Raw genomic sequence first — 12,521 nt, 5'->3', positions numbered from 1 at the left:
TTACCACTTAGCAATTACTACTTAGCCATGAAAGTTTTATTATCTGCGTTTGCTTGCGAACCGAATCTGGGTTCCGAAGAGGGAGTAGGATGGAATACTGTTATCCAATCGGCTAAACATCACGAAAGTTGGGTATTTACTCGCACGTTTTGTCGATCGTACATTGAAGCAGAACTAGAGCGGAACCCAGTGCCCAACCTGCACTTTGTTTATTTTGATCCGTTTGGGTGGAGCGAAGATTGGAAGGGGAAACAAGGATTGCTGCAACTTCACTACTATTTGTGGCAAATCTGGGCTTATTTTATCGCTCGGAAGCTCGATCGCGAAATTGGTTTTGACGTAGTACATCACGTAACTTACGTCAAACATTGGTCTCCCAGTTTCCTAGCGCTGTTGCCGCATCCTTTTATTTGGGGGCCGGTGGGTGGGGCCGAAGCAGCACCAAAGCCTTTTTGGCAAGATTTTAGTCGCCGGGGCAAAATTTACGAAACGCTCCGAGCATTAGCTCAAAGCGTAGGAGAACGCGATCCGTTTGTGGGCCTGACGGCGCGCCGCAGTGCCGTGGCACTGGCAACTACGGAAGAAACCGCTGCCCGACTGCGATTTCTCAAAGCAAAAAACGTGAAGATTTTCTCGCAAGTCGGTTTATCGCAGCAGGAAATTCAAGAACTAGAGAAATTTCCTACCCCGCCGGAGCAACCAATTAGATTCATCAGTGTCGGTCGTCTCTTACACTGGAAAGGGGTGCACTTAGGACTCCGTGCATTTGCGGAGGCGAAGCTGGAACAATCGGAATACTGGATTATCGGAGACGGCCCGGAAAGACAGCGTTTGGAAGCTTTGGCCACAGAATTGGGACTGGCAAATAAAGTATTTTTTTGGGGAACTTTATCTCGCACTGAAACTCTTTCTAAAATGGGGGAGTCTCACGTTCTCCTCCATCCGAGTTTGCATGACTCTGGCGGTTTTGTGTGCACGGAAATGATGGGCGTTGGCCGTCCGACGATTTGTTTGGATTTGGGGGGACCGGCTACTCAAGTGACGGAGCAAACGGGGATTAAAGTGGCTGCTACGGACCCCGATAGCGCTGTGCAAGGTCTAGCAGAAGCTATAGTGTGTTTAGCCCAAGATCGTGAATTGCGAGATCGCTTGGGTCGATCGGGTCAAACGCGCGTCAGGGAAATCTATGATTGGGATGTTAAAGGTCTATTCTTTGCCCAATTGTGCGAAGATGTATTCGATGGAAAATCAGGATAACTTCTGATTTGTGCGATCGGGCAAAACAAAGAAAACTATATTTTTTCAGGCGGTGAAACGTGGGCGTTGCAATCATTACTGGCTCGGCGGGTTTAATTGGCTCTGAGGCGTGTCAGTTCTTTGCCAAACAAGGCTTAGATATAGTTGGCATCGACAATAATATGCGCCAGTTCTTTTTTGGTGCTGATGGTTCTACAAACTGGAACCGCCAACTGCTCGAAAAGTCCTTGGGTACCAAGTATTATCACTTAGATGTGGACATTCGCGACTATGAAGCGATTACCAATATCTTTCAGCGGTACGGCGAGTCGATCGAATTAGTAATTCACACAGCAGCCCAGCCCAGCCATGATTGGGCTTCCCGTGCTCCGAAAATAGACTTTACCGTCAATGCCAACGGCACTCTCAATCTTCTAGAAGTAAGTCGTCTGTACTGTCCCAAAGCTGTTTTTATTTTCACTTCTACAAACAAAGTATACGGCGATACGCCTAACAGTCTGCCTTTAATTGAATTAGAACACAGGTGGGAAATTGAACCCGGGCATACTTACGATGGTGGCATTCGGGAAGATATGTCAATCGACCAGTGCCTGCACAGTTTGTTTGGTGCTTCTAAGGTAGCTGCTGACGTTTTAGTTCAAGAATACGGTCGATATTTTAATATGAACACCGCTTGTTTTCGCGGTGGCTGTTTGACGGGGCCAAATCACTCGGGAGCTCAATTGCACGGCTTCCTCGCCTACTTGATGAAGTGTGCTGTCACGGGAACTCCTTACACCGTGTTTGGCTACAAAGGCAAGCAAGTTCGCGATAACATTCATAGCGCAGATTTAATTTCGGCATTTTATGAATTTTATAAAGCTCCCCGAAGTGCCCAAGTTTATAATACAGGAGGAGGCAGGTACAGCAATTGTTCGATGTTAGAAGCGATCCAGATGTGCGAGGCAATTGCAGAACGCAAATTTAATTGGACTTATGCTGAAGGGAATCGCATTGGCGATCACATTTGGTGGATTAGCGACAATTCCAAATTTTCCAGTCACTACCCCAACTGGAAAATGAAATATAACGTTAAACAAATCTTACAGGAGATTTATGACTGTAACCGCGAGCGTTGGCTGAAAGAGGATTCCAATGATTGAGCGGGGTAAAAAGAATGTGCTGGGAATTTCGGTAAACGATTGAAGAATACAAGATTAAACAAATCTTAGGGGAGATTTATGACTGTAACTGCGAGCGTTGACTTAAAGAGGTGTTCCATGATTGATAAAGGGAAAAAGAATGTACTCGGCATATTAGTAAATGCCGTTAATTATGAAGCTGCTGTTAGCAAAATTATTGCGGCAGCCAGCGCCGGAAAACCAATGTCAGTTTCTGCTCTAGCGGTTCACGGGGTAATGACTGGGGTTCTCGACAGCACTCATCGTTATCGGATTAATCACATTGACTTAGTATTGCCAGACGGACAGCCGGTCAGGTGGGCGTTAAATTGGCTATACCATACGGAATTGCCCGATCGAGTTTGCGGACCGAATGCGATGTTACAAATCTGCGAACGTGCGGCAGAAGAAGGATTACCTATCTATTTGTACGGCTCTCAAGCTTCTGTACTGGAAGCTTTATCTCGCAATCTCTGCCAGCGTTTTCCCAAATTAATTATTGCTGGAACTCAGCCTTCTAAATTTAGGCAAGTTTCGCCCCAAGAGAAACAAGAAATTGCCCAGCAAATTCGCAACAGCGGTGCAGCAATTACTTTTGTCGGTTTGGGGTGTCCGCGACAAGAAGTCTGGGCTTACGAATACCGGGACGACTTATCAATGCCACTGATTGCTGTAGGTGCTGCTTACGATTTTCATGCGGGTAATTTGGCTAAATCTCCTGACTTTTTATCTAAAATAGGTTTGGAATGGCTGTTTCGGATGATTAAGGAACCTAAGCGCCTTTGGCAGCGGTATGTTTTTTTGAATCCGCTTTATATCTGGCTGTTTTTGCTACAAGCTTTGAAAATTAAACACTTCGACCCCACAGACGCCACTCAGCCTGTAGAAGAAGTATTATATGGTTGAAATTTAAAAGTTTCTTGTGAATTATGGGTGCTCACCAGAAAAAAGTAAAAAAGGAAACACATCGTAACTAATCCTTTTGGGGTGCAACTGCGATCGCATATTCAAGAAAATTTATATCAAATCCGGTGGCATCCGAATTAGAGTGGGAGCTTAAGAGCTCGCGATTTGGGTAGCGAGCTCTTAAGCTCCCACTGACATGATCCAAATATATTATTCCGATGCCACCGGAAACGATATTACCCCAGAAAACAATTTTTACATTATCTATGTGGTAAGCTGCCGACTGCACACCTTACATACAAATTTTGTGCGTCAGTCTCGATCGAGTCAGGTGGGTTACTGCGTCAATAGTCGAATTTCGTTGGACTGTACTCCTGGCATGGGCGATGATCGGAGGGATCGCAAAAGCATGGTGAGTGTGTAGCTAAACTTGATAATCAAGTCAAAAGTTTATTGCTCTTACCTCGATATTGCTAGGGCTTTTGTACCACAATCCGGATCGAATCGTACTTGTTTTCATCAGCAGCCAAAATTGTTTTCAGCAGTAGCTTCCAAGCTTGGACTTTACTGTTTTCTTTGGGCTTTACTATCTGATGAGAGTCCATTGAATCGAACACAGTGAAAATTTTTCTTTCATCAGTGATCCAAGTGTTGTCAAATTGGCGATAGTAGCCATTAAACTGGGTAGAAATTATCTCAAATCCTACTTTTTCACAGATAGCGCGCAAGCTCTGCGGTGTGAAGAAATACAAATGCCTTGGTACATCTAGATGCATCCATGCAATCCCTGATGACTTCAGTCCAATACAAGAGTTATTTGGTACTTCCATCACCAATTTGCCGCCATCCACGAGCAACTGCATGGCATTGCGGAGTGCAAGTAAAGGATCTCTGGTATGTTCGAGTACGTGGTTCATCACAATTATGTCGTACTGTCTAGACTTGGCTTCCGGGGGCAAAGATTCAGCAGTACCATAAAATACGTTAAGGCCTCGCTGCTGGGCCAAAACCAAAGCTTGTCGATCGGGTTCTACGCCCCAGACTTTGTGACCATCTGCTTGCAGTTCCTGCAGCAGGTGCCCGTTGGCACAACCAATTTCTAAGATCGAGGAGGAAGCAGTCCCGAACTGTTGCTTCCACCATTTACTTGTGACATCTACTCCGCGATCGAAACGCCAAGCTAGATGGGTACGCAATTTATCGAAGAAGGAAATAGAAGAGGCAGATACGAAGCCTGTAAAGTCTATATGATGAGTATAATACTCATCGATGTCGTAGAAGCTGGCGATTTTGTTGAGTTCGGGTAGAGGATCAATGCATCCAAGTTGTGACTTTTCACACCAGTACAATTGAAATGACTCATTGTGGCCAGGTCTGCGCCAATCACCGGGTATGAATAGCCACGGTTTCATACTCTGTCCCGATATCGGACAGACGACGGTAGGGCTTAAGCACGTTGGACTTTGCTGCATTTTAGTTTTCCTTACTTAGGTACTGGACGTACTAATAACCAATCAGGTTAGATCAATCTGGGACATTATGCGTCAGTGATAATTGCGGGATACTAAACACAGCAGATGAATGCCTAAAACTTATGAAGTTTTGGGAATACAATTGCTAAGGCGTAATTTTCAGGTAACATCGAATTTAAGCTAACGCATTTAACTTACTCTATCAGTTTTGAGAAAAAACTACTTTGAGAAAAAACTACACCTTCCACTAGCTGGGTGTGAGTAATTTTTTATATTGTCAATAACTCAGCAATAATTCAAGGATATATTCAGTTATCAACAGGGTAGGTTTCTAGGCTATGATACTAATAAAAGCAGTTGTGCATATACCTAAATAATGAAGCCGTTGATTTAACAAAATTTAAACTCAAACCACTGTTAGTTTTGCCAGTTCCGGTGGGAAGGAAAATGAGTTGGTCGCTCAAGGATTTAGAGTTGCTGTGGGATTTGGTAGTTGCCCAGAAAATGTAACCCGTTAAAGGAGACTTGAGAACCTATGGAAAGAAGTGCGATCGCCCAGTCGAGTTTAGTGCTATTAAGTTTGAAAAAGACATCTAATTCTAATGGCGATCGCTCAGCTCAACCCTTGCCTTTACCAGACCTCCGATTTCCGTGGCTACCTTAATGAAACCTGTCTCAATCATCATAGGCAGAAGGATTCTTAAGACTGTTGACTGTACGCCAAAACCATATCTGGAGCATCGGATACTTGAGTTTCGGGGACTTGAATAGGCCGTCTTGAGTAGGCAATAGCCTGCATATGTTTGACGCGAGCTTGAAAAGTCTTCTCAAATGTGTGCTGTTGAGCAAACTTCAGCGACTTGAACGACATCGATTTAATTTCTTCCCGGTTGTGGCTAAGTTCTGCAATTTTCTTCGCCATCTGTTTAGGCTGATTCATTGGCACAACCCATCCTGTCTGTGACATTTCTGCAATTCCCTGGAATGCTTCGTTAGCATATCCAACAATCGGCACGCCACCCGCCATAGTTTCTATGTAAGTACAAGAAGGATCGCCCTGCCGATGACAGCAAACAAACAAATCAATATTGTTCTTCACAAAGGGGAAAAACTTTGTTTTAAAGTCAGGCACTCCGAGCATTTTTACACAATCATTAAGTTGATGGGCAGCTATTTGCTGGTGCATCATCTCTTCTAATTCACCAATACCGCTGATGAACATTTCAAATTTCACCTTCAGTTGTTTGAGTTCTCTAGCGACCTCAAGTAAATGATCGGCTCCTTTCATCTTAATTAGGCGACCTGAGAATACTAGCCGCAGAGGCATATCTTGAGAGCGGTTTTTAGTGCGCCCTTCAATGTTAGCTTCTGTTGCTAACATATCCTCTCTAATCCGCGTGTCAAAGAAAAACTGTGGATTGCGATTGAGATGCTTGTACTCTTGGTAGGTAGGAGTGCCGTTGCACTGCAATCCCTCTGCCATTGCGATCGCCTTGCGCTGCTTATATTCCTGACTGTAGGTCCAGATGATTCTCCGCAAGCGGATCAAGGGATTGCTCGTACTCACATTCACGATCTGTTTGCGAGTTTTCAGACTGTATTCGGAAACGTAAATACACGGTACTCCCGCTATTTTACACACTTGACTGATATGGTTCTGTCTGTATTCCGGGGCTGCCAATACCAGCGCACTCTGATGCTGATGTAGTAAAGCTGGGGTGATTTGATCAAAAGAAATTATTTCCAGTTTGAATGGCAATTCATCAAGTTTGAATATTTTTGCATCCATCTGGTCGTTGTCTTCTTTCGTTTCTTCCATCATCACAGTAATTGAACCAGACCAATAGGTGGCTAACTCACCAACTGCTTCTATTAACTTCCGGGTCAGTAAAACTTCACTGTTTGGCAAAAACTTGGCTTTTAGTGGCTGTACGATTGTCAGATTGTTGTTAGTAAGCATAGGTTAGGTGCTCCCTGATTTTAAGTTTTTACTGTTGATGCGGTAGTGAATCTTTGGTGTAATTGGCAAGGGCTGTTGATCGATATAACCGACATCGACCGAATTTAAATTTCCCCGCCTGATACGAGAAGCATTTCAGACTCTGTTGCGGAGATATCTCATACTTAAGATGGAGTCCGCAATTGGATTAGACCTTTATTATTTAAGGTGGGGTCTGTTTGATATTTCGCAATCATCTGCGATCTCCGTATAAGTGTCAATAACCTTTTCCGAGCTTTACTCAATCTTTATAATGGAGCGGTCAAATATAAAGAAGAGCGCAATTTTAGGCTGAATTTGGTTAAAACAAGGGCTCTTATAAGTATTTATACTTAAGTAAAAACCTCTAACTGGTTCTACCTAGGAAGAATGAGCGCGAGTTGCGAATACGGCGAGACCCATGCTTTAAGTAAATCGGCGCGAAAAAACGCCCATAGGTAAACGAGGGCAAAGTCTCCAAATGATCTCTACTGGCTGACTTAAACCTGTTTACATACTGTTACGGTATGCGGTTTAATCCGGCATACCTACTGAAATCATAGAGTTCTAACAAATTTAGTAAAAGTTTACATAAATAGATATGTTGTAACATAATAATATTTCTTTACAATTCAAGGCGAAGCAGAAGGAATAAAAAAAAGAAATTTTATCCCTTCTCTCTTCGCTAATGCGAAGCCTTGATGCTGAACTTTTCTTTAATAAACCGGATATAAAGGTGCTTAAAGGTCGACTTCACCACGCGGGGCATACCAAAGTCGATCGGCATCATGCTTTCCGGCAACTTCCAATCCAAAACCTTGAGATTTTCCGGCTGCAAAAGCGGAAAATCAAGATCCTCTAAATTCGAGCACAGTCCCAATCTCATCGCTGCAGCTACAGTGGGAACCGCCGCCGGATCAGCATTAATAATTTCCACTAAAGTTCTGTCCAAAGCAAACACATCATCAGACGCGGCCAAAATTCCCAAAAACTTAGGTTCGCCGCCGCTTGGCCCGTTACCTTCGTGGCCGATAATTCCATCCAAAATCGTCAAATTTGGGTTAATTGCCCGGGCAGTTTCTACAAGCATTTCACCGAATCTGGCGCTATCTTTGCCAGCTTCCATGTGCCACCAAGCCTTCATTTTACCAGGCACGCAGCCGAATAAATTTTTTACGCCCATTGTGACAGTTAATTGAACGTGAGATTTGAGTTTTGGCAAATTAATCACTACATCCGCTTCCATTGCTTCTTTGCAAATTCGCAGATGATTGAAATCTTTGCTGACAGTTTCGTAGCTTTTTCCTTGAAACTCAACTACTGGCAAATTCAGTTCTTCCAACAGCGGCAAATAACCGTTGGCTTTGGCTACACCCATTGCGCTGCCAAAAGCCGGACTATCGCCTAAAAACGGTTTTCCTCCCGCTTCGATCACCATTTTGGCCACACAGTAAACCAATTCCGGGCGGGTGACACATTCTTTTGTAGGGCGAGAACCGGTCAGGAGATTGGGTTTGAGTAAAACCCGATCGCCCGATTTGACAAAAGCCGAGATTCCGCCCAAGGGTGCCAGCAAACTTTCTAAAGATGTTTGCAAGATTTGGCGATCGTATGAATTGGCCTGAATTAAACTAACAGCAGACATAATTACGAATTAATTGGTAATTGGTTATCGCTCGGGAATAATCTAAATATAACGCACGCGCGGAACACCCTGCTTAGCGTGGTTCGCGCGTGCGTTACCAAAAATAATCTCAATACAAATGAACCCTAAGTATCCATCGGCAATCTGCCAACGGCAGCCCGCTGCATGGTACTAACTCGCAGCGAGTTAGAGAATATTCCTTGACCTTGAAGTGCCGGGATAGCAGGTTTTACTTCTACTTTTACTACCCGGGCAGTACAGATAAAAACCGTTTGATCGGCTAAATGGAAAGTCAACCAAGGTTGATTTAACAAATTCAGCACTTCCTCTTGGAATTCATGTGCAGGCATCGGAATAGTAAACGTTTCTGCGTGACCTTCCACATAATGAAATGTCACTTGAGTTGTGTTCTCTTTATCTTGAGTTAATTTTGCAAAAGAACTTGCGCGCATAAATCTTGCTCCCAAACTTTAGACTATAAAAAATCCAGAATTAAATCTAAAAAAATTGAATCCTGAATTGTTTAACTTTAACCTGTGACAGCCGTTAGGCAGAACTCAGAAGGCAGAAGGCAGAATTAAATCGAGTTCAGCCTTCTAGTTTCTAGCTGATACCTGCGAGATCCTAAACGTTAGCAGAAGATGTCGGCATCGCACTCATTTTCTCTAAATCTAGAACTTTTGCCAACTCTTCTGCACTCATTAAACCCTGTTCTAACACAATTTGCCGCAGAGATTTGCCAGTTTCTAGGGATGCTTTGGCGACAGCGGCGGCGTTGAGATAGCCGATGTGAGTGTTGAGGGCGGTAACGAGGGCGAGACTACCTTCAGCATAAGCGAGACACCGATCGCCCTTAGCTTCAATTTTGGCGAGGCATTGTGTAGTCAAAGCGCTGATGGTATTGCCCAAAATTTCGATGCTGTGAATGAGATTGTAGGCAATCAGGGGCATCATCACGTTTAATTCTAATTGTCCCGCTTGGGCTGCCAGGGCGATCGCGCTATCGTAACCCATAACTTGAAAACAAACCATCGATGTCATTTCTGCCATCACAGGGTTGTATTTTCCCGGCATAATTGACGAACCGGGTTGCACAGGAGGCAGTTGAATTTCTTTCAAACCCGTTTTCGGCCCTGAGTCCATCAAACGCAAGTCGTGGGACATTTTAACGCAATCCTGAGCGAGATTTCGCAGTGCACCGGAGACATTTACAAACGGTGCCATACTCTGCATAGCAGCCATTAAATGCTTTGCTGGTTTCAGGGGGTGGTCGATTAATTCTGAGAGAATTTCAGCAACTTTTTGACAGTATTCAGGGTGAGTATTTAAGCCTGTTCCTGCCGCACTTCCCCCCAATCCCAGGGATGTCAAATCATCGGATGCCCTGTCAATTCTCAAGGTATGTTCTCTGAGAATTTGCGCCCAAGCCCCGAAGGTGTCGCCCAGTCGAACCGGCACAGCATCTTGCATATGAGTGCGGCCAGATTTAACAATATCTTTGAATTCTTCTGCTTTGTTTTCTAAGGCGACTACGGCCTCCGACAAAGCCGGAAAAAGAGTCTTTTCTAACGCCAATAATCCGCCGATCCGAATCGCAGTCGGAATCACATCATTTGTCGATTGACCGTAGTTTACATGATCATTAGGACTGACGCGCTTGTAGTTGCCTTTTTCGTCGCCCATAATTTCTAAAGCGCGATTTGAAAGAACTTCATTAACATTCATGTGGTGAGAAGTTCCGGCGCCGGCTTGGTAGACATCAACTACAAATTGATCGCGCAATTTGCCCGCTAGGATTTCATCTGCTGCTTGGAGAATTGCTTGACTGATGTCTTGGGGAATGCAGCCGAGTTCACCATTGGCGATCGCCGTTGCTTTCTTAATTAAAACACAAGCATCAACGTATGTTGATAAAGGCTTAATGCCGCTAATCGGGAAATTTTCAACTGCGCGCAGGGTTTGGATGCCGTAGTAGACATTAGATGGGATTTGTTTGTCTCCCATCGAGTCGCTTTCAGTGCGATAGGTTGTGGTTGGCTTTTGAGTCATATTGTCTGGTTTGTGATAATTAGGAATTGTGCAAACAGAACTTACGCACAGTTGGTCAAAAACCGGGTTTCTTGTCGGGGAATCTGTTTGAAAGCGTAGTTTTTGGTCAAGAAACCCGGTTTCTGAAGGTTTTTGTGGGTCCTGGACTGGCAATTTTTTTGGTAACACGGCTGACGGGCGATCTTACTTTTCCGCGCGCGCCGGCAACTTTACAGTAATGCGTAAGTCCCGATCGTACAAAATTATCCCACATCTTAGGCTTCAATCTAAAATCTAAAATCTAAAATCGATTGACAGTTTGCAAAAGCTAAAATTAGTCGATCGGCAAGGGCGAGCGCACGCACACAAGGCGAGTCAGCTATAATCATACAAGTAAATCCATTTCACTCATAGTGTTAAACTCCCACGAACAAACCAGCAAAAACTTTCAAACACCCGCTAAATATTTTGATAATCGGCTTAAGTGCCTCTGCGATTTTTCCGGCTTCAGTAAAGGCTATATCCAGCATTGTTCCCACCGCAGCCATCCCGGAAAAACCGGCGATTTTAATGAGTCAGCGCCAGCAGGAGATTCAGTTTAAGCGCGGTGCTAGTTCAGCGGAAGTAACAGGAGGAGTAGCGCGTGGCGAAGTCATGATTTATCTGATTAACGCCAAAGAAGGTCAAACCATGAATGTTGAGCTCCAATCAGTTGAGGGAAATGCTGTTTTTAAGGTTGTCGAACCGGATACAAACGCCGTAGCTGAAGGATAAAAAAGCTGGTCTGGAGAATTGCCCCAGACAGGTAAATATCAGATAGTCGTCGGTACAGAACGAGGAGGCGCCAGTTACACTCTGTCAGTTTCGATCGACTAATTGTAGAGTGCGTCGCCACGAGATATTCAAGCTGCTTGGAGATTGTTGGTAGCGACGCACTCTACGTTCTGTTTCGCGTGGGCAATTTTGCCGTCGATTTACCCGATGCCGATGTGTTAATTCAAGTATCGGGAAAGTATGGTTCTCGCCAAGAAGAAGCGCAGCGCCTCGGACGAATTCTACGCCCGAAATCTGACAGACATACTGCGAGTTTTTATACATTAGTCTCGCTACAAACTTGCGAGTAAGATTTTGCCCGACACCGCCAACTATTCCTCACCGAACAGGGCTACAACTATCGCATAGAAGTTCAAAAAGATGTTTAGTCAGCGATCGATAAATTCTTGGTAAAACTGCTCATGCAAACCTGAGAAATTATCCATCCCCTCCTTTGTCAGATACCCGCTCTTCTTACCAGTGTGCGGGTTTTTTACGTAGCTATAAATTACTTTTGAAACATTAGGATTCTCGCTCCACCGAATGTTGAACGCTGCATAGTTTGGGAAAAAGGTCATTTCTGCATAAGCATCAATGTGGTCATGTATCCACCATGCCAATGCTGTCCAATCGTGAGTGCGTTCATAGTAAGGGATGAATGATGTAACAATAATACATACTGTTGCTCCCATATACCCATCTGAATCTTTTACGTCCCAGATATGTTCTGCATAGTTGGACTCATTACTGGCACAGTTGTACTGATTTTTATTCTCTGCTCCTTTGGCGTTCACCGCACAAGAACGATAGGCTGAGCGGATACTAATCCGACCAAGCGCATCTTGAATTGGTTCAAGCACCCTCTCACACAAATTCTTTCCTGCTGCGATCGCCAAGTCAGGATCGCTAGGAATGTTAGGGATACCTTCAATTTGAGAGATTTCTGAATAAAGAAACTCACGCATGAAAAAACTCTTAGAGAGTTGAACCCGTCCTAGATCTTCCAAAGCTTTAACAGTTTGTGGCTTTCTCATAAAATGAACTACAGCAATTAGAGGTGAATAGCTTAATGTTAAACACTGACAGATAATTTAGAAGCATTGTTTCAGCCCAAAGCGAAGCCAGCTAACTGATAATTGTACCGCATCTGCGGTACAATACATGATAAAGTCTAAAAATATTGTTATGCAGTATGTCCGTAAAAAACCTGGTTTCTGCGTCCAGGAGTATCAATGATGAAATTAAATTTAAAAATCAACAAG

13 protein-coding genes are annotated in these 12,521 nt (G+C 44.0%); 7 read left to right on the top strand and 6 right to left on the bottom strand.

The genetic code is table 11. From position 1 onward, the window contains the following. Positions 1-27 precede the first annotated feature (27 nt). The 3 genes from D0A37_RS22365 to D0A37_RS22355 all read left to right on the top strand — a co-directional run bounded on the left by D0A37_RS22365 (position 28) and on the right by D0A37_RS22355 (position 3,323). On the top strand, positions 28-1,257 hold the full coding sequence (locus D0A37_RS22365) for a glycosyltransferase family 4 protein (RefSeq protein ID WP_242717649.1): 1,230 nt from the start codon (positions 28-30) through the stop codon (positions 1,255-1,257). 59 nt (positions 1,258-1,316) lie between these two features. Beyond that, entirely contained in the window at positions 1,317-2,399 is a 1,083-nt protein-coding gene (locus D0A37_RS22360) for an NAD-dependent epimerase/dehydratase family protein (RefSeq protein WP_242717647.1), read from the top strand. 78 nt (positions 2,400-2,477) lie between these two features. Further along, complete coding sequence (locus D0A37_RS22355; protein ID WP_242717645.1) at positions 2,478-3,323, top strand: WecB/TagA/CpsF family glycosyltransferase; 846 nt, start codon at positions 2,478-2,480, stop codon at positions 3,321-3,323. Between the two features lie 473 nt (positions 3,324-3,796). Here the strand turns inward: D0A37_RS22355 and D0A37_RS22350 are convergent, their stop codons facing one another. After that, entirely contained in the window at positions 3,797-4,735 is a 939-nt protein-coding gene (locus D0A37_RS22350; RefSeq protein WP_242717643.1) for a class I SAM-dependent methyltransferase, read from the bottom strand. A 417-nt stretch (positions 4,736-5,152) separates the two neighbouring features. Here D0A37_RS22350 and D0A37_RS22345 point away from each other — a divergent pair, with 417 nt between their 5' ends. Together D0A37_RS22345 and D0A37_RS29170 are read left to right on the top strand one after the other, a co-directional pair. Beyond that, entirely contained in the window at positions 5,153-5,305 is a 153-nt protein-coding gene (locus tag D0A37_RS22345; RefSeq protein ID WP_242717641.1) for a hypothetical protein, read from the top strand. Between the two features lie 25 nt (positions 5,306-5,330). Then, on the top strand, positions 5,331-5,459 hold the full coding sequence (locus D0A37_RS29170; protein ID WP_278187102.1) for a hypothetical protein: 129 nt from the start codon (positions 5,331-5,333) through the stop codon (positions 5,457-5,459). A gap of 36 nt (positions 5,460-5,495) precedes the next feature. On the opposite strand, the gene D0A37_RS22340 is transcribed toward D0A37_RS29170, so the two are convergent. The 4 genes from D0A37_RS22340 to D0A37_RS22325 form a co-directional block, all read right to left on the bottom strand. Continuing rightward, the gene (locus D0A37_RS22340) at positions 5,496-6,755 is read right to left on the bottom strand and encodes a glycosyltransferase (RefSeq protein WP_242717639.1); all 1,260 of its coding nucleotides are present in this window, start codon (positions 6,753-6,755) and stop codon (positions 5,496-5,498) included. Positions 6,756-7,458: 703 nt separating this feature from the next. Then, positions 7,459-8,418 (bottom strand): Npun_F2552 family protein, encoded by a 960-nt coding sequence (locus D0A37_RS22335; protein WP_242717637.1) that lies wholly within the window; start codon positions 8,416-8,418, stop codon positions 7,459-7,461. 125 nt (positions 8,419-8,543) lie between these two features. Next, on the bottom strand, positions 8,544-8,870 hold the full coding sequence (locus D0A37_RS22330; protein ID WP_242717635.1) for a hypothetical protein: 327 nt from the start codon (positions 8,868-8,870) through the stop codon (positions 8,544-8,546). Between the two features lie 172 nt (positions 8,871-9,042). Further along, complete coding sequence (locus tag D0A37_RS22325; RefSeq protein WP_242717633.1) at positions 9,043-10,467, bottom strand: aspartate ammonia-lyase; 1,425 nt, start codon at positions 10,465-10,467, stop codon at positions 9,043-9,045. Between the two features lie 447 nt (positions 10,468-10,914). Between D0A37_RS22325 and D0A37_RS22320 the strand changes: the two genes are divergently transcribed. Continuing rightward, positions 10,915-11,220: a hypothetical protein gene (locus D0A37_RS22320; RefSeq protein ID WP_242717631.1), complete on the top strand. Its 306-nt coding sequence runs from the start codon at positions 10,915-10,917 to the stop codon at positions 11,218-11,220. A gap of 137 nt (positions 11,221-11,357) precedes the next feature. Next, positions 11,358-11,570 carry a P-loop NTPase family protein gene (locus tag D0A37_RS22315; protein WP_242717629.1) on the top strand — a complete coding sequence of 71 codons (213 nt, stop codon included), beginning with the start codon at positions 11,358-11,360 and terminating at the stop codon, positions 11,568-11,570. Between the two features lie 78 nt (positions 11,571-11,648). On the opposite strand, the gene D0A37_RS22310 is transcribed toward D0A37_RS22315, so the two are convergent. After that, positions 11,649-12,293, bottom strand: a complete 645-nt coding sequence (locus tag D0A37_RS22310) for a peptidase M15 (protein WP_242717627.1) — start codon at positions 12,291-12,293, stop codon at positions 11,649-11,651. Positions 12,294-12,521: the final 228 nt, after the last annotated feature.

The sequence above is a fragment of the Microcoleus vaginatus HSN003 genome (assembly GCF_022701255.1).
GTDB lineage: Bacteria > Cyanobacteriota > Cyanobacteriia > Cyanobacteriales > Microcoleaceae > Microcoleus > Microcoleus vaginatus_B.
This window is presented reverse-complemented; position numbering and strand designations above follow the sequence as displayed.